The organism is Streptomyces apocyni (assembly GCF_009739465.1).
In the GTDB taxonomy this organism is placed as follows: domain Bacteria; phylum Actinomycetota; class Actinomycetes; order Streptomycetales; family Streptomycetaceae; genus Streptomyces; species Streptomyces apocyni.
In genome coordinates this window covers 101,833-118,753 of the sequence record NZ_WHOM01000045.1, presented here as the reverse complement: position 1 = coordinate 118,753, position 16,921 = coordinate 101,833, and the positions used below count along the sequence as shown (strand labels likewise).

General features: G+C 70.5%; 12 protein-coding genes. 4 read left to right on the top strand and 8 right to left on the bottom strand.

The window, feature by feature from the left end:
* Positions 1–81 precede the first annotated feature (81 nt).
* Positions 82–1,605, bottom strand: a complete 1,524-nt coding sequence (rpsA, locus tag GCN81_RS10565; protein WP_156724042.1) for a 30S ribosomal protein S1 — start codon at positions 1,603–1,605, stop codon at positions 82–84.
* A gap of 314 nt (positions 1,606–1,919) precedes the next feature.
* On the opposite strand from rpsA, the gene GCN81_RS10560 reads away from it, so the two are divergent.
* Together GCN81_RS10560 and hrpB are read left to right on the top strand one after the other, a co-directional pair.
* Positions 1,920–2,912, top strand: coding sequence for a class I SAM-dependent methyltransferase (locus tag GCN81_RS10560; protein WP_407697961.1), 993 nt, complete (start codon positions 1,920–1,922; stop codon positions 2,910–2,912).
* 29 nt (positions 2,913–2,941) lie between these two features.
* A complete protein-coding gene (gene hrpB, locus GCN81_RS10555) occupies positions 2,942–5,512 on the top strand; it encodes an ATP-dependent helicase HrpB (protein WP_156724040.1) in 2,571 nt (856 codons plus the stop codon).
* A 24-nt stretch (positions 5,513–5,536) separates the two neighbouring features.
* On the opposite strand, the gene GCN81_RS10550 is transcribed toward hrpB, so the two are convergent.
* From GCN81_RS10550 to polA, 5 genes are all read right to left on the bottom strand, one after another.
* Positions 5,537–6,529: a DUF3068 domain-containing protein gene (locus GCN81_RS10550; RefSeq protein WP_156724038.1), complete on the bottom strand. Its 993-nt coding sequence runs from the start codon at positions 6,527–6,529 to the stop codon at positions 5,537–5,539.
* Between the two features lie 72 nt (positions 6,530–6,601).
* Positions 6,602–6,739, bottom strand: a complete 138-nt coding sequence (locus GCN81_RS10545) for an SPW_0924 family protein (RefSeq protein ID WP_156724036.1) — start codon at positions 6,737–6,739, stop codon at positions 6,602–6,604.
* Positions 6,740–6,893: 154 nt separating this feature from the next.
* Complete coding sequence (locus GCN81_RS10540) at positions 6,894–8,816, bottom strand: lytic transglycosylase domain-containing protein (RefSeq protein ID WP_156724034.1); 1,923 nt, start codon at positions 8,814–8,816, stop codon at positions 6,894–6,896.
* 187 nt (positions 8,817–9,003) lie between these two features.
* On the bottom strand, positions 9,004–9,432 hold the full coding sequence (locus GCN81_RS10535; RefSeq protein WP_156724032.1) for a hypothetical protein: 429 nt from the start codon (positions 9,430–9,432) through the stop codon (positions 9,004–9,006).
* Positions 9,433–9,499: 67 nt separating this feature from the next.
* Positions 9,500–12,235 carry a DNA polymerase I gene (gene polA, locus GCN81_RS10530; RefSeq protein WP_156724030.1) on the bottom strand — a complete coding sequence of 912 codons (2,736 nt, stop codon included), beginning with the start codon at positions 12,233–12,235 and terminating at the stop codon, positions 9,500–9,502.
* Between the two features lie 133 nt (positions 12,236–12,368).
* Between polA and GCN81_RS10525 the strand changes: the two genes are divergently transcribed.
* Complete coding sequence (locus GCN81_RS10525) at positions 12,369–14,651, top strand: FdhF/YdeP family oxidoreductase (RefSeq protein ID WP_156724028.1); 2,283 nt, start codon at positions 12,369–12,371, stop codon at positions 14,649–14,651.
* A 103-nt stretch (positions 14,652–14,754) separates the two neighbouring features.
* A complete protein-coding gene (locus GCN81_RS10520; RefSeq protein ID WP_156724026.1) occupies positions 14,755–15,243 on the top strand; it encodes a PaaI family thioesterase in 489 nt (162 codons plus the stop codon).
* A 109-nt stretch (positions 15,244–15,352) separates the two neighbouring features.
* Here GCN81_RS10520 and GCN81_RS10515 read toward each other — a convergent pair whose 3' ends face one another.
* Complete coding sequence (locus GCN81_RS10515; RefSeq protein WP_156724024.1) at positions 15,353–16,069, bottom strand: ABC transporter ATP-binding protein; 717 nt, start codon at positions 16,067–16,069, stop codon at positions 15,353–15,355.
* Positions 16,066–16,920 carry an ABC transporter ATP-binding protein gene (locus GCN81_RS10510; RefSeq protein WP_156724022.1) on the bottom strand — a complete coding sequence of 285 codons (855 nt, stop codon included), beginning with the start codon at positions 16,918–16,920 and terminating at the stop codon, positions 16,066–16,068. Before GCN81_RS10510 ends, GCN81_RS10515 begins: the two co-directional genes overlap by 4 nt.
* Position 16,921: the final 1 nt, after the last annotated feature.

Genomic DNA, 16,921 nt, shown 5'->3' with positions numbered 1-16,921 from the left:
ACGCACCGCGGGCCCGTACCTTCGAAAAGGTACGGGCCCGCGGTAACGAGCTAGCGCCTAGCGGCGCTCAGCGGAGAGCGTTCAGCTCTGGCCGCCGGCCAGCTTCTCGCGAAGCGCGGCCAGGGCCTCGTCCGACGCCAGGGCGCCGGAGTTGTCCGCGGTCTCCGAGGAGTACGAGCCACCGCTGGAGGCACCGCCACCGGTGCTACCACCGGACGGGGCGGCGACAGCGGCCTCGCTGCCACCCTCGGCCTCGGCCTGGGCGTCGGCCTCGCGGGACTTGATGACCTGGGCCTGGTGCTGCTCGAAGCGCTGCTGCGCCTCGGCGTACTGCGTCTCCCACGTCTCGCGCTGAGTCTCGTAGCCCTCGAGCCAGTCGTTGGTCTCGGGGTCGAAGCCCTCGGGGTAGATGTAGTTGCCCTGGTCGTCGTACGAGGCGGCCATGCCGTACAGCGTCGGGTCGAACTCGACGATGGACGGGTCGGCACCGAAGGCCTCGTTGGCCTGCTTCAGCGAGAGGCTGATGCGGCGGCGCTCGAGGTCGATGTCGATGACCTTGACGAAGATCTCGTCGTTGACCTGGACGACCTGCTCCGGGATCTCGACGTGGCGCTCGGCCAGCTCGGAGATGTGGACCAGGCCCTCGATGCCCTCGTCGACGCGCACGAACGCACCGAACGGAACGAGCTTGGTGACCTTACCGGGAACAACCTGCCCGATCTGGTGCGTGCGGGCGAACTGCTGCCACGGGTCTTCCTGGGTCGCCTTGAGCGACAGGGAGACGCGCTCGCGGTCCATGTCCACGTCGAGAACCTCGACGGTGACTTCCTGGCCGACCTCGACAACCTCGGAGGGGTGGTCGATGTGCTTCCAGGAGAGCTCGGAGACGTGGACGAGACCGTCGACGCCACCCAGGTCCACGAAGGCACCGAAGTTGACGATCGAGGAAACGACGCCGGAGCGGACCTGACCCTTCTGGAGGGTCGTGAGGAACGTCTGACGGACCTCGGACTGGGTCTGCTCGAGCCAGGCACGGCGGGACAGGACCACGTTGTTGCGGTTCTTGTCCAGCTCGATGATCTTGGCCTCGAGCTCCTTGCCCACGTACGGCTGGAGGTCGCGGACGCGGCGCATCTCGACGAGGGAGGCCGGCAGGAAGCCACGGAGGCCGATGTCGAGGATGAGACCACCCTTGACGACCTCGATGACGGTACCGGTGACGATGCCGTCTTCTTCCTTGATCTTCTCGATCGTGCCCCAGGCACGCTCGTACTGAGCGCGCTTCTTGGACAGGATCAGGCGGCCTTCCTTGTCCTCCTTCTGGAGGACCAGGGCCTCGATCTCATCGCCTACGGCGACGACCTCGTTGGGGTCGACATCGTGCTTGATGGAGAGCTCGCGGCTCGGGATGACACCTTCGGTCTTGTAACCGATGTCGAGCAGGACCTCGTCCCGGTCGACCTTCACGATGACGCCGTCGACGATGTCGCCGTCGTTGAAGTACTTGATCGTCTCGTCGATCGCGGCGAGGAAGGCTTCCTCGTTACCGATGTCGTTGACCGCTACCTGCGGGGTGGTGGCGGTGGTCTCGGTGCTGCTCGTCATGTGGGAAAGGGCTCCGGTACGGACAGTGAGTCGTAGGTACTGCTACGCCGGAAACCCGTGATCGCTCTGCAGAAGCCGGACAGCGTAGGAGGCGCACGGCCTCACCGGGGAGAACTCCCGAGGAGAACGACATACACCTCGATAACCGAGGGGACATACAACAGATGCGAGCGCACCCTGCTCTGTCTGAGGAGCGCAGGCCGCCAGCGCAACTTGTAGCATACGGGGGCTGCCGGGCAGGGTCAATGCGCGAAGGCGCACACCCGGGGTGGATCCCCGCATAACCGGCACAGGACCCATGCGGCGCCTGCCGCCTGCCAGACACCACGCACCGACATCAGACGCCGCGGCCCGTGCCACAGCGACGGTCCCGGGCGGCCCCTGGCGGGGTTCGACGGAAGAGTACGACGAGGGAGCCCATCATCCAAGAGTTCCAGCCAACCGAGCCTGCCGGACCCGCCGATCCCGCCGAGGTGCCGCCCGAGGTACCCGAGGCACCGGAGCCCGAGGCCACCCGGCGTGCCGCCGACGTCACCGAGAGCAGCCGCGCCAGCCGTGGCTGGTGGGACCGCAACGCCGACGACTACCAGCGCGAACATGGCACCTTCCTCGGCGACGACCGGTTCGTGTGGTGCCCAGAGGGCCTGGACGAGGTGGAGGCCGAGCTGCTCGGCCCTGTCGAGTCCCTGAAGGGACTGGACGTCCTGGAGATCGGCGCCGGGGCCGCCCAGTGCTCGCGCTGGCTCGCCGCGCAGGGGGCGCGCCCGGTGGCCCTGGACCTCTCGCACCGGCAGCTCCAGCACGCGCGCCGGATCGCCGCGGACTACACCGGGTCAGCGTCGGTGCCGCTCGTCCAGGCGGACGCGGGCACCCTGCCCTTCGCCGACGGCTCCTTCGACCTGGCCTGCTCCGCGTACGGGGCGCTGCCCTTCGTGGCCGACCCGGTGCGGGTGCTGCGCGAGGTACGCCGGGTGCTGCGCCCTGGTGGCCGCTTCGTCTTCTCCGTCACGCACCCGATCCGGTGGGCCTTCCCGGACGAGCCGGGGCCCGAGGGGCTGTCGGTCTCCGCGTCCTACTTCGACCGCACGCCGTACGTGGAGCAGGACGAGCAGGGGCGCGCGGTGTACGTCGAGCACCACCGGACGGTGGGCGACCGGGTACGGGACGTGGTCGGCGCCGGGCTGCGCCTCGTCGATCTCGTAGAGCCCGAGTGGCCCGAGTGGAACACCCAGGAGTGGGGCGGCTGGTCACCGCTGCGTGGGTCGCTGATCCCAGGTACGGCGATCTTCGTCTGCGAGCGTGACTGAGCGCCCCTCGCGTGGCTGACACTGGGGGCGTGATCCGTACCGACGCCCTGGACCAGCTGCCCGTACGCACCGCCCTGCCCGCCCTGCGTGACGCGTTGCGGCGCCATGGCGCGGCCGTGCTGTGCGCGCCGCCCGGAACGGGCAAGACGACGCTGGTCCCGCTGGTACTCGCGGGCCTGGTCGGCGACGGCCCCGCGCGCCGCGTGGTGGTCGCCGAGCCACGGCGGATCGCGGCGCGGGCGGCGGCGCGGCGGATGGCCTGGCTGCTGGGCGAGCGCGTCGGCGGGAGCGTGGGGTTCACGGTGCGCGGCGAGCGCGTCGTCGGGGCCCACGCGCGCGTGGAGGTCGTCACCACCGGGGTGCTGCTCCAGCGTCTCCAGCGTGACCAGGAACTGGGCGGCGTCGACGTCGTCGTACTCGACGAGTGCCATGAGCGGCATCTGGACGCGGACACGGTGGCCGCGTTCCTGATGGACGTACGGGCCGCGCTCCGTCCCGAGCTGCGTTTGGTGGCCGCGTCCGCCACGACCGACGCGCAGGGGTGGGCGCGGCTGCTCGACGACGCGCCTGTCGTGGAGGCGGCGGCCGTGACGCATCCGCTGGAGGTGGTGTGGGCGCCGCCCACGCGCCCGGTGCGGCCGCCGCACGGGATGCGCGTGGACCCCGCGCTGCTCACGCATGTGGCGTCGGTGGTACGGCGGGCGCTCGCCGAGCGGTCCGGTGACGTGCTGTGCTTCCTGCCCGGGGTCGGCGAGATCGCCCGGGTGGCGGGTCAGCTGGGCGCGCTGGACGGCGTCGAGGTGCTCCAGGTGCACGGGCGGGCCCCGGCCGCGGTGCAGGACGCGGTGCTGTCGGGCGGGCAGGGGCGTCGGGTGGTGCTGGCGACGGCCGTGGCCGAGTCCAGCCTGACGGTGCCCGGGGTGCGGGTCGTCGTCGACTCAGGGCTCGCCCGGGAGCCCCGTACGGACCACGCCCGCGGCTTGAGCGCGCTGACGACCGTACGGGCCTCCCAGGCGGCCGGGCGGCAGCGTGCGGGGCGGGCCGGGCGGGAGGCGCCGGGAGCGGTCTACCGGTGCTGGGCGGAGGCGGAGGACGGTCAGCTGCCGCGCTTTCCCGCGCCGGAGATCAAGGTGGCCGACCTCGCGGCGTTCGCGCTACAGGCCGCGTGCTGGGGCGACCCGGACGCGTCCGGGCTCGCCCTCCTCGATCCGCCGCCTGGCGGGGCGATGGCGGCGGCGCGCGAGGTTCTCAGCGCGATCGGCGCGGTCGACCCGGCGACCGGCCGGGTCACCGAACGGGGCGTACGGATGTCCCGGCTCGGCCTGCACCCGCGCCTGGCCCGCGCCCTGCTGGACGGGGCGGAGCTGATCGGCGCCCGGCGCGCGGCGGAGCTGGTGGCGCTGCTGAGCGAGGAGCCGCCCCGCGAGTACGGCGACGATCTGGTGGCGGCGTGGCACGCGGCCCGCCGGGGCGGCGACGCGTACGGGGCACGCTGGCAGAAGGAGACACGCCGCCTGACCGCGGCCCTCACCGGCCGCGCCACCGAGGGCCGTGGCGGTGGGGCCGTGGGCGGACCGGGTGGACCGAGTGGACCGGGTGGACCGGTTGGGAGCGAGGAGCACGACGCCGGGGTGGTCGTCGCGCTCGCGTTTCCGGAGCGGGTGGCCCGGGCGCGGGGCGCGGGGGCGTTTCTGATGGCCTCCGGGACGGCGGCGGAGGTGGGCGCCGGGTCACCACTGCACGGCGCGACCTGGCTGGCCGTCGCGGTGGCCGACCGGCCCGTCGGCTCCGCGCGGGCGCGGGTCCGCCTCGGCGCGCCCGTTGACGAGGACACCGCACGGCGCACCGCCGCCGCCCTGTACACGGAGGGCGAGGAGGTCGTGTGGGCGGGCGGTGACGTCGTAGCCCGCCAGGTGGAGCGGCTGGGGGCCGTGGAGCTGGCGGTACGGCCGCTTCGGCGGCCCGACGCCGCGTTGGTGCGGGCGGCCCTGCTGGACGGTCTGCGGCAGGAGGGGGCAGGGAGGCTGCTGCGGTGGACCGCGGACGCCGAGGTGCTGCGCCAGCGGCTGGCCTTCCTGCACGGGCGGCTCGGGGCGCCCTGGCCCTCTATGGCGGACGACGCGCTCCACGCGCGCGTAGCCGAGTGGCTGGAACCCGAACTGTCCAAGGCCCGCAAACGGGCCGACCTGGCCCGCGTCGACGCCGGTCAGGCACTGCGCCGCCTGCTGCCCTGGGCCACGGGGGACGCGGCCAGGCTGGACGAGCTCGCACCCGAGCGGATCGAGGTGCCGAGCGGTTCACGCGTCCGGGTCGACTACGCCAACCCCGAACAGCCCGTCCTGGCCGTGAAGCTCCAGGAGATGTTCGGGCTCGCCCAGACTCCGCGGATCGCGGATGACGTACCGCTGCTGGTGCATCTGCTGTCCCCCGCGGGGCGTCCCGCGGCCGTCACCGCCGACCTGGCGTCCTTCTGGCGCGACGGATACCGGGGCGTACGGGCGGAGCTACGCGGCCGCTACCCGAAACACCCCTGGCCCGAAGACCCGGCGACGGCGAAGCCGACCCGCCGCACCAACCGGGCGGCAGGCGGACGCGGCTAACAGGCGACGGCCGACAAGCGACGGCTACGCCTCGACCGGGTCGGGTGCGGGCTGCCGCGCCGGGTCCTGGCCGTCGGGGCGGCGGCTGCGGGCCTCAAGGAAGAGGGCGAGCGCGAGCAGAGTGATGCCCAGTCCCAAGAATCCCCACGGCAGGTAGCTGGTCATCAGCAGCACCAGCTGGCGCTGGGACTTGACCAGGTCGACTGTCGACCTGATGTAGTCCTCGCGCATCTTGACGTGCCCGGCGAACGCGGTGACCTTGTCGCGGTCACCGAGCAGCGTGCCGCCACGCATCTCCTCCTCGTGGATCTCCTCGCCGTACACGGGCGCGCCGGTGACCGGCTCCACCCAGAACTTGCGGACCGTGGTGTACCAGAGTTTGGTGCCGGTTCCGGCGAGGGACTTCGCGGTGATGCCCTTGACCGGCATGACCGACGGGTAGTCGACCTGCGTCCAGGGGATGGTCTGCTCGAAGTAGTAGACCTCCAGGCCACGGAAGTTCCGGGTGCCCTTGTAGTGGATGGGCGCGGACTTGCGTACCCGCAGGTCAAAGTAGTCGTAGTCACGTTTCTCGGTCAGGAGGGGCCACTTGAACTCGATGCCCTCGCGCTTGACCTCGTGACCGTCCGCCATCTCGGTCTTGTCGTGTACGGGTTCCTGAGTGTGCGCGTCGAAGATGTAGCGCTCGGGGATCTTGGAGACCATCTTGCCGTCGGGGCCCTCGGCGTAGGCGAGGGTGTCCCAGACGACGACATCGCGGCCGGTGCGCTTGCCGATCCGCTCGGCCTCTTCGACGTTGCCCTTGAGGGTCTGCACGATCGACAGCTTGTCGACTTCTTTCGGCTGCATGGTGCCGTAGTCGATGAGCGTCGCTGGCTTCGCCTCGAGCACCGCCTCCTGGTACTGGCTCGGTGGGATCTTCGCCAGCCGGGGAAAGGCATAGAAGCGCAGCAGCGGGGAGAGCGCGGCGAAGAAGACGGCGAAGGCGAGTAGGACGAGGCTGGCCTTACGGCGCATCGCGGCGGCCCCCTTCTGTTCTGTGGGTGCGTGGCTGGGCTACGGGTGGCGCTCGGTCTGCGGCGCAGCGGTCTAGGGACTCTCCGGCGGCACGGTGGTCAGCAGGGGCTTGGGCGAGGTCTCGCCCGCGGGCGCGCCGATGGCCGTGACCGTGAGGACGAGGGCGAGCGCCGCCGCGAGACCTACGGCGGCGGCGATGAGGGCGCGCATACTCGGCCTCCCGAAGAACTGATACGGCGTCAGGGCTGGGGCACCGTAGCAACGCCCGGGCGAGATGAGAACACGTCGCACCGCCCCCGCTGCCACTGCTGGCGACGGGGGCGGTGCGGTGCGGTGCGGGGGCGGTGTCCGGCGGGCGTCGCGGTCAGCCGACGGTGAGCTCGACTGTCAGGGTGCCGCCGCCGATGGCGTTGAGGCGCAGCAGGTAGGTGCCCTCGGTGTCGTCCGCGAACATCTGCGGGAGGGTCAGCACGCCGTCCCTGTCGGTCTTCAAGCCCCGCAGCGCGCGGACGGGGTTGCCGTCGGCGTCCTTGAAGTACGGGCCCCCGTCGTCCTCGTCCCGCGCGTCTGGCTCGTCCAGGGACTTGATCATGGTGGCGGTGACCGTGACGCCCGGGGCGGCCTTGCCGTCCAGGGTCGCCTTCACCTCGACCACTTCGGCGAACTCGCCGCCGGGTGCGCAGGTCAGCTCTTCCTCGTCGCTGGTCCTGGCGAGGGTGTCCGCCTGGCGGGCGGTGACGGTCGCGGTGAACTCGACGCTCTTGAGCGTACGGCCGACGACCGAGGCGCGAATCGTGAACTCACCGGTCCGCTCGCCTGCCGTCAGGACCGGCGCGGTGGCCAGGCCGTCGCTGTCGGTGGTGACCGTGGCGCTGGTGGCGCCTTCGGCGAAGGTGGCGTCGGTGCCGGTTTCGGTGCCGGTTTCGCTGGCGCCGTCGGCTTCGCTGTCGCTGTCGCTGTCGCTGTCGCTGTCGCTGTCGCTGGGACCAACGATCTCGAACTTCACCTGGACCTTCGCCACACCCGCGCCCGTGACGCCGCGCGCCCGCACGCTGGGCCGCGCGGTGAACTCGCTGCCTTCGGTGGCGGTGAGCGTGCCGGTACCGGCGTCCCTGAGAACGGCCACGCGGTCGGCAGGTTCGACGGGTTCGGTGGGAGGCGGCGTCGGCTCAGGCGTCGGTTCAGGCGTCGGCTTCGGGGACGGCGACGGCGACGGCGACGGGGGCGGAGTGCTCGGGTCGACGGGCTTCACGGGGTCGGGGTTCTTCGGCTTTTCCGGCTTGTTCGGCTTGTTCGGCGAAGGGTCGGGACTGGGCGAAGGGTCCGGCTTGCCGGTCTCGCCCGACGAGGCCGGAGGTGTCAGCGACGGGCTCGGCGTGCTGCCGCCCTGGCCCTTGCCGCCGCCCTGGCCCTTCCCGCCGCCCGCGCCCTTGCCCTTGTTGTCGCTGCGGTTGCCCGGCTCCGGCTGCACACCGCTGCCGTCCGGCACCTGGTGCGTGCCCTTGCGGTAGTACTCGAGCCAGGACAGAACGGTGTTGAGGTATTCCTCGGAACGGTTGTAGCTCAGGATCGCCTGGCGCAGATCACCCTGCACGGACAGGTCACGGCCGCCTGCGCAGAGGTACGCGGCCGCGGCGAGCGCGGCGTCGTAGATGTTGTTGGGGTCTTTCCTGCCGTCGCCACTTCCGTCGCGTCCCCAACTCGCCCAGGTGGACGGGATGAACTGCATGGGCCCGACCGCCCGGTCGTACGTGGTGTCGCCGTCGTACGCACCGCCGTCGGTGTCGGAGATGTTGGCGAAGCCGTTGCCGTCGAGTACGGGGCCGAGTATCGGCGAGAGGGTGGTGCCGTTCGCGTCGACGCGGCCGCCGCGTGCCTGGCCCGACTCGACCTTGCCGATCGCGGCGAGCAGTTGCCAGGGGAGGTTGCAGCCGGGCCGCAGTTCGCGCTGCGCCGCCTCGGCCTTCTTGTACGCATCCAGGACGGTGGCGGGTATGCCCGCCTCGGCCTCGCCGGTGCCGATGGGCGCGTCGGTGTCCTTGTCCGACGGCACGGGCACGGGCGTTTCCAGGGGCGGCAGTTCGGTGTAATACGGGGAGTCGCCGGTGGCGGAATCGCCAGCGTCGGAGCCGTCGGGCGACGGCTCGGTCGACGTGGCGGGCTCTCTGCCCTGCGCGGTATCGGTCAGTCCGGGAGCCTGCGAGCCGGACAGGGCCGCGATCGCGGCCGCGGCCACCGCGGCCGTCGCGGTTCCCTTGCGGAGTCGACGGCCGAATACCGCTGCCATACGTGTGGTCCCCTCCCGTGCGACGGCGGCACGCTCCCCAGCGTGCTGACGCAGGTGACCCTACGACAACTTCCGCCGCGCAGACAGCGCTTCCTGTCCGCTTTCTCCCTCCTTTGGTGGGTACGGGTTCGCCACCGTTACACAGCCGTGGACCGCGCCGGGCACGGCTCGTACCGGAGGGGTCGCCTCATCGGCTGTACGGGCGGACGGTGACGGGGCCGTCCGACGCCATGATCATGGGCGGGATGCCGCGCGTGCGGAACCGGACGAGCCAGCGGCGCAGCTCCTCGGCGTACCGCAGCAGCGTCTCGACGATCAGCACCCTGGCGACGCTCGCCGTGCCGAGACGGCCACGGTCGTGGGGCGCGCACCACAGGTCGCCGCGGTCGTCGGGCGGGTCGAGCGGGGCGGTGCCACGCGGGGACAGGCCACGGAACGACAGAGCCGCCCGGATGTCGTGGGACATCCGGGCGGCCAGATCGGGGTCACGGGCGGAGCGGCAGGTCGCGGCACGACGCCCCGACCGAACCTCCGCCACGGATATCGGGCCGATCAGCGTCGAAGCGACCGCCGCCGCGACGGCGGGCCGCCAGTAGCGGCGTATGCGAAGTGCCATGACTGCCACGCTGCCCCGGCCCACCCGCCCCAGCACGAGCACGGGGTCCAACCGGGTGTCCGCACGGTCAGTGCGCGGCCGACTCCCAGTCCGCGCCGACACCCACCGACACGTCCAGCGGTGCCCTCAGCCGCACCGCGGCCGCCATTTCGCGGCGCACGATCTCCTCGACCGCGGCCCGCTCACCGGGGGCGATCTCCAGCACGATTTCGTCGTGCACCTGGAGGAGCACCCGCGAGGTCAGCTTCGCCTCCCGCAGCGCCCGGTCGACCCGGAGCATGGCGACCTTGACGATGTCGGCCGCCGTCCCCTGAATCGGGGCGTTGAGCGCCATCCGCTCGGCCGCCTCGCGGCGCTGGCGGTTGTCGCTGTTGAGGTCGGGCAGATAACGGCGGCGGCCCAGCATCGTCTCGGTGTAGCCGGTGGCGCGTGCCTCGTCGACGGCCCGGCGCAGGTAGTCGCGTACCCCGCCGAACCGCTCGAAGTAGGTGTCCATCAGGGCACGGGCCTCGGCCGCCTCGATGTTCAGCTGCTGGGAGAGCCCGAACGCCGACAGGCCGTAGGCCAGGCCGTACGACATGGCCTTGATCTTGCGGCGCATCTCGGCGTCGACCGCGGACCGCTCGACGCCGAACACCTGCGAGGCGACGGTGGTGTGCAGGTCCTCTCCCGAGGTGAAGGCCTCCAGGAGGCCCTCGTCCTCGGAGAGGTGCGCCATCACCCGGAGTTCGATCTGGCTGTAGTCCGCCGTCATCAGCGACTCGTAGCCCTCACCCACCACGAAGCCGCGGCGGATGGCCCGGCCCTCGTCGGTGCGCACCGGAACGTTCTGCAGGTTGGGGTCGGTGGAGGACAGGCGTCCGGTCGCGGCCACGATCTGACTGAAACTGGTGTGCACGCGGCCGTCCGCGGCGATGGTCTTGATCAGGCCCTCGACGGTGACCCGGAGCTTCGCCTGCTCGCGGTGGCGCAGCATGATGACCGGCAGCTCGTTGTCCGTCTGGGTGGCGAGCCAGGCCAACGCGTCCGCGTCCGTGGTGTAACCGGTCTTGGTCTTCTTGGTCTTGGGCAGACCCAGCTCACCGAAGAGGACTTCCTGGAGCTGCTTGGGCGAGCCCAGGTTGAACTCGTGCCCCGCCGCGGCGTGCGCCTCCTTCACCGCCTGCTGGACGGCACCCGCGAACAGCTGCTCCATGGCCTCCAGATGGGGCCGGTCGGCCGCGATGCCGTGCCGCTCCATGCGGGCCAGCAGCTCCGATGTCGGCAGCTCGATGTCCCGCAGCAGGTCGGCCGCGCCGACTTCCTGGAGCTTCTCGCCGAAGGCCGTCCCCAGGTCGAGGATCGTACGGGCCTGAAGCATCAACGACTCGGCCTGGGCCGCGTCGTCCGCGCCGAAGGCGAGCTGCCCGTCGGCCGCGGCCGCGGGGGCGAGCTCCCGGCCCAGGTACTCCAGGGACAGCGCGTCTAGCGCGAAGGAGCGGCGGCCCGGCTTGACCAGATACGCGGCGAGCGCGCTGTCCATCACGATGCCGTCGATGGTCCAGCCGTGCTCGGCGAAGACCCGCATGGCGTTCTTGGCGTTGTGCAGGACCTTGGGCCGGTCGGCGTCGGCGAGCCAGGCCGCGAAGGCGTTCTCGTCGGCCTGGTCGAGGTGCGAGGGCTCGAACCAGGCGGCGGGCCCCTCGGCGGTGGCGAGCGCCACCTCGGTCACCGAGCCGCTGCCCAGCGTCCAGGAGTCGACGGCGGCCAGGCCGAGCACCACGGCGCCGTGCTCGGCGAGCCAGGGCGCCAGCTCCCCCGTGCCCAGCACCGCGGGGTCCAGCTCCACACCCGCGGCGGGCGGCGCCTCATCGGCCGCCTCCGCCGCCCCGGGGTCGACGGCGAGCAGCCGCTCACGCAGCGAGGGGTTGCGGATCTCCAGGGTGTCCAGGAACACGGCGAGCGCCTTGCGGTCGTAGCCCGCGCGCTCCAGGTCCTCGACACCCCGGGGCAGCTCCACCTCGCGGACCATCTCGGTCAGCCGGCGGTTCAGCTTCACCGCCTCGATGTGGTCGCGGAAGTTCTGCCCCGCCTTGCCCTTGACCTCGTCCGCGCGCTCCACCAGGTCCGCGAACGAACCGAACTGGTTGATCCACTTCGCGGCGGTCTTCTCACCGACACCGGGGATGCCCGGGAGGTTGTCGGACGGGTCGCCGCGCAGGGCCGCGAAGTCCGGGTACTGCGCCGGGGTGAGGCCGTACTTCTCCTGCACCTTCTCCGGGGTGAAGCGGGTGAGCTCGGAGACGCCCTTGGTCGGGTACAGCACGGTCACATGGTCGCTGACCAGCTGGAACGCGTCACGGTCACCAGTGACGACCAGCACGTCAAAGCCCGCCGCCTCGGCCTGCGTGGCGAGCGTGGCGATGATGTCGTCCGCCTCGAAGCCGTCCACCGCGAACCGCTCGACACGCATCGTGTCCAGCAGCTCACCGATCAGCTCCACCTGCCCCTTGAACTCGTCCGGCGTCTTGGAGCGATTCGCCTTGTACTCGGCGAACTCCTGCGAGCGCCAGGTGCTGCGGGACACGTCGAAGGCCACCGCGAAGTGAGTGGGTTCCTCGTCCCGCAGGGTGTTCGCCAGCATCGACGCGAAGCCGTACACGGCGTTCGTCGGCTGGCCGGACGCCGTGGTGAAGTTCTCCGCGGGCAGCGCGAAGAACGCCCGGTACGCCAGCGAATGCCCGTCCATGAGCATCAGGCGGGGGCGCTTGCCGGAGGTCGCCACGGTCGCGTTCTCAGTCTTGTTCGATGCTGTTTCTGCCACGCGTCCGATACTCCCACGCCCCACTGACAACCAGCTCCGCTCCACCGCGGTGCCCGGCCACTGTCGTAGCCCCGTGGGAGTATCGGACACACCACTCCACGCTGGCTCAGGTACTGGTCGAAGGAGACCGAGCATGACAGGCAAGCCCCCCTCAGGCGACCCCGTCCAGGACGCGCCCCAGGTCGAAGCGCCGCAGCACGCGGCCGCCGGGCTGCCCGCCGTCGGTCACACGCTGCGGATGGCACAGCAGCAGATGGGCGTGCGCCGTACCGCGCTCACCCTGCTCAAGGTCAACCAGAAAGACGGCTTCGACTGCCCCGGCTGCGCCTGGCCCGAGCCCGAGCACCGCCACCGCGCGGAGTTCTGTGAGAACGGCGCGAAGGCCGTCGCCGAAGAGGCCACCCTGCGCCGGGTCACCAGCGACTTCTTCGCCACCCACCCGGTGTCCGACCTCGCCCGGCGCAGCGGGTACTGGCTGGGCCAGCAGGGGCGGCTCACCCACCCCATGTATCTCGCCGAGGGCGCTGACCAGTACGAGCCGGTGCCCTGGGAGCGCGCCTTCGACATCATCGCCGACGAGCTGGCCGCACTCGGCTCCCCCGACGAGGCGCTCTTCTACACCTCGGGCCGCACCAGCAACGAAGCGGCGTTCCTCTACCAGCTCTTCGCCCGCGAGTTCGGCACGAACAACCTGCCCGACTGCTCCAACATGTGCCACGAGTCCTCGGGCTCCGCGCTCACCGAGACCATCGGCGTCGGCAAGGGCAGCGTCCTGCTCGATGACCTCTACCAGGCGGACCTGATCATCGTCGCCGGGCAGAACCCCGGCACCAACCACCCCCGGATGCTCTCCGCCCTGGAGCGCGCCAAGGCATCCGGCGCGAAGATCATCACGGTCAATCCGCTGCCCGAGGCGGGCATGGAGCGCTTCAAGAACCCGCAGACTCCCAAGGGCCTCGCCGGAGCGGGCACCGCCCTCACCGACCTCTTCCTGCAGATCCGCCTCGGCGGCGACCAGGCCCTGTTCCGCCTGCTGAACAAGCTCATACTGGAGACCCAGGGCGCGGTCGACGAGGAGTTCATCGCCGAGCACACGCACGGCTTCGACGCCTTCAAGGAAGCGGCCCTGGCCGCCGACTGGGACGACACCCTCACCGCCACCGGCCTGGACCGCACCGCCATCGAACAGGCCCTGCGGATGATCCTGGCATCCCAGCGCACCGTCGTGTGCTGGGCCATGGGCCTCACCCAGCACAAGCACGCCGTCCCCACCATCCGTGAGGTCGTCAACTTCCTGCTGCTGCGCGGCAACATCGGCCGCCCCGGCGCCGGTGTCTGCCCGGTCCGCGGCCACTCCAACGTGCAGGGCGACCGCACCATGGGCATCTTCGAGCGCCCCGCCCCGGCGTTCCTGGACGCCCTGGAGAAGGAGTTCGGCTTCGCCCCGCCCCGCCACTACGGCCTCGACGTCGTACGGTCCATCCGCGCCCTCAGGGACGGCCAGGCCAAGGTCTTCTTCGCCATGGGCGGCAACTTCGTCGCGGCATCCCCCGACACCGACGTCACCGAAGACGCGATGCGCCGCGCCCGCCTCACCGTCCACGTCTCCACCAAACTCAACCGCTCACACACCGTGACCGGCGCCCGCGCCCTGATCCTGCCCACCCTCGGACGCACCGAGCGGGACCTCCAGGGCAGCGGCGAGCAGTTCGTCACCGTCGAGGACTCCATGGGCATGGTGCACGCCTCACGCGGACGCCTGAAGCCCGCCAGCGGGCAGCTGCTGTCCGAGCCCGCGATCGTCTGCCGACTGGCCCGCCGCGTCCTGGGCGAGACCAGCCACACCCCCTGGGAAGAGTTCGAGAAGGACTACGCCACCATCCGCGACCGCATCGCCCGCGTCATCCCCGGCTTCGAGGACTTCAACGCGCGCGTAGCGCACCCCGGCGGCTTCACCCTCCCGCACGCCCCACGCGACGAACGCCGCTTCCCCACGGCCACCGGCAAGGCCAACTTCACCGCCGCCCCCGTCACCCACCCCGAGCTCCCCGAAGGCCGGCTGCTCCTGCAGACCCTGCGCTCCCACGACCAGTACAACACCACCATCTACGGCCTCGACGACCGCTACCGCGGCATCAAGAACGGCCGCCGCGTCGTCCTGGTCAACCCCACCGACGCGGACCAGCTCGGCCTGCCCGACGGCGGCTACGCTGACCTCGTCAGCGAGTGGACGGACGGCGTCGAACGGCGCGCCCCCGGCTTCCGCGTCGTGCACTACCCCACGGCCCGCGGCTGCGCCGCCGCGTACTACCCGGAGACCAACGTGCTGGTCCCCCTGGACGCGACCGCCGACACCAGCAACACCCCGACCAGCAAGTCCATCGTCGTACGCCTGGAACCAACCAGCCCGGCCTAACGGTCAGCCCGGCCTAACCGTCAGCCCGGTCTAAGCGTCCGCTCAGCGACCTGATAGGAACGGTGCACACGTCAACGAACGACGACGATCGGAGCCGTGCCCCATGGGCGAGCAACATCACGTGAAGTTCCCGCAAGAGGTCATCGACGAGTACGCCACACTCGGCGTGGACCTGCCCGCACTCTTCTCCGCGGGCCACCTCGGCACCCGCATGGGCGTCCAGGTCATCGAGGCCTCCGCGGACCGCGTCGTCGGCACCATGCCGGTCGAGGGCAACACCCAGCCCTACGGCCTGCTGCACGGCGGCGCCTCCGCCGTACTCGCCGAAACCCTCGGCTCCGTCGGCTCCATGCTGCACGGCGGCGTCAACAAGATCGCCGTCGGCGTCGACCTCAACTGCACCCACCACCGCGGCGCCCGCTCCGGCCTAGTCACCGGCGTCGCCACCCCCGTACACCGCGGCCGCACCACCGCCACGTACGAAATCGTCATCACCGACGAGAACGACAAGCGCGTCTGCACCGCCCGCCTCACCTGCCTCCTCCGCGACATCAACCCCAGCGACGAGGCCCGCGTCCGCCAAGCCGACTGACGCCCCGCCCCGGCCCCGCACACCTTCACACCACAGCACAGCATGCGAAGAGGCCCGCACCCCCAAAAGGGGGCGCGGGCCTCTCAACTACCCGGACGCGAAGGGCACCTCAGTCCTCGCCGAGATACGCCTTACGCACCGACTCGTCATGCAGCAGATCCTGCCCCGAACCAGAAAGAACGATCTTCCCGATCTCCATGACATGCCCCTCGTCCGCCAGCGACAGCGCGGCCTGGGCGTTCTGCTCCACCAGCAAAATCGTGGTTCCCTGCGCCTTCAACTCGCCGATGGTCTCCACAATCCGCTGCATCATGATCGGCGACAGACCCATGGACGGCTCATCCAGCATCAGCAACTTCGGCTGAGACATCAACGCACGCCCCATAGCCAGCATCTGCTGCTCACCACCCGACAACGTGCCCGCTGCCTGCCTTCGACGCTCCCCCAGAATCGGAAAGAGCTCATAGGCCCGCTGGATGTCCCGCTCGATGCCCGCCGGGTCACGCCGCAGAAACGCACCGAGCTGCAGATTCTCCGCGATCGTCAGCCGAGGAAAGATCCGCCTACCCTCCGGCGAATGCGCCAGACCCATCGAAACGATCTTGTGCGCGGGCACACCATTCAACGGCTGCCCATCGAAGAAAATCTTCCCGCCGGACGGCTTCAGCAGACCCGACAACGTCCGCAGCGTCGTCGTCTTACCCGCGCCATTCGTCCCGATCAGCGTGACAATCTGCCCCGCCTCGACACTGAAGGAGATACCCTTCACGGCCTCGATCTTGCCGTAGGCGACCTTGAGATCCTCAACCTGCAAAAGCGCGGTCACTGGTCGTCCCCTTCCGTACGCTGCTCAGCCTGCGCGACCTCAGCCGCCTCGTCAGCACCCGGCGCCCCCTCAAAGGGAGTACCGAGATACGCCGCGACCACCCGCTCGTCACTCTGCACCTGCGCAGGCGTACCCTCGACCAGCTTCTCCCCCTGCACCAGCACAGCCACCCGGTCGCACAGGTTGAAGATGAAACGCATGTCGTGCTCGATGACCAGCACCGCGGTGCCCTGATCACGCACCGCGAACACCAGATCCTGAGTGGCCCTGGTCTCCTGCGGATTCATACCCGCCGTCGGCTCGTCCAACAGCAACAGACCCGGATCACTCGCCAACGCACGAGCGATCTCCAGCTTCCGCTGCTCGCCATAGGGAAGGTTACGAGCCAGCGTGTCCCGCTTCGCCGCGAGCCCCGTGAACTCCAGAAGCTCCATAGCCCGCTCCTCAGAAGCCCGCTCAGCCTTCTTGAAGCCCGGAGTACGCAGCAGCGCAGACCACAACCCCTCCTTCGTACGGGTGTGGCGACCGACCAGCACGTTCTCCAACACCGTCATGTTGGCGAAGAGCCGGATGTTCTGGAACGTCCGCGCCACTCCGGCCTGCGTCACCAGATGAGAACGGTGCGGCAGCACCTTTCCCTTGTAACTCACCTGCCCCTCGCTGGGGATGTACAGCCCCGTCAGACAATTGAAGAACGTCGTCTTCCCAGCGCCGTTCGGGCCGATCAGACCGACGATCTCGCCCTCGTTGACGGTGAGATCGACGCCGCCGACAGCGGTAAGACCGCCAAAGCGCATCGTGACGCCGCGCGCGTCAAGCACCGTGGTGCTGGTAATGGTGTCACTGGTCATG

What these genes read in the sequence shown, in the direction of transcription:
- rpsA (WP_156724042.1), bottom strand. Translation starts at nt 1,605, where the DNA reads ATGACGAGCAGCACCGAGACCACCGCCACCACCCCGCAGGTAGCGGTC.
- GCN81_RS10550 (WP_156724038.1), bottom strand. Translation starts at nt 6,529, where the DNA reads ATGCGCCGTAAGGCCAGCCTCGTCCTACTCGCCTTCGCCGTCTTCTTC.
- GCN81_RS10545 (WP_156724036.1), bottom strand. Translation starts at nt 6,739, where the DNA reads ATGCGCGCCCTCATCGCCGCCGCCGTAGGTCTCGCGGCGGCGCTCGCC.
- GCN81_RS10540 (WP_156724034.1), bottom strand. Translation starts at nt 8,816, where the DNA reads ATGGCAGCGGTATTCGGCCGTCGACTCCGCAAGGGAACCGCGACGGCC.
- GCN81_RS10535 (WP_156724032.1), bottom strand. Translation starts at nt 9,432, where the DNA reads ATGGCACTTCGCATACGCCGCTACTGGCGGCCCGCCGTCGCGGCGGCG.
- GCN81_RS10525 (WP_156724028.1), top strand. Translation starts at nt 12,369, where the DNA reads ATGACAGGCAAGCCCCCCTCAGGCGACCCCGTCCAGGACGCGCCCCAG.
- GCN81_RS10520 (WP_156724026.1), top strand. Translation starts at nt 14,755, where the DNA reads ATGGGCGAGCAACATCACGTGAAGTTCCCGCAAGAGGTCATCGACGAG.
- GCN81_RS10510 (WP_156724022.1), bottom strand. Translation starts at nt 16,920, where the DNA reads ATGACCAGTGACACCATTACCAGCACCACGGTGCTTGACGCGCGCGGC.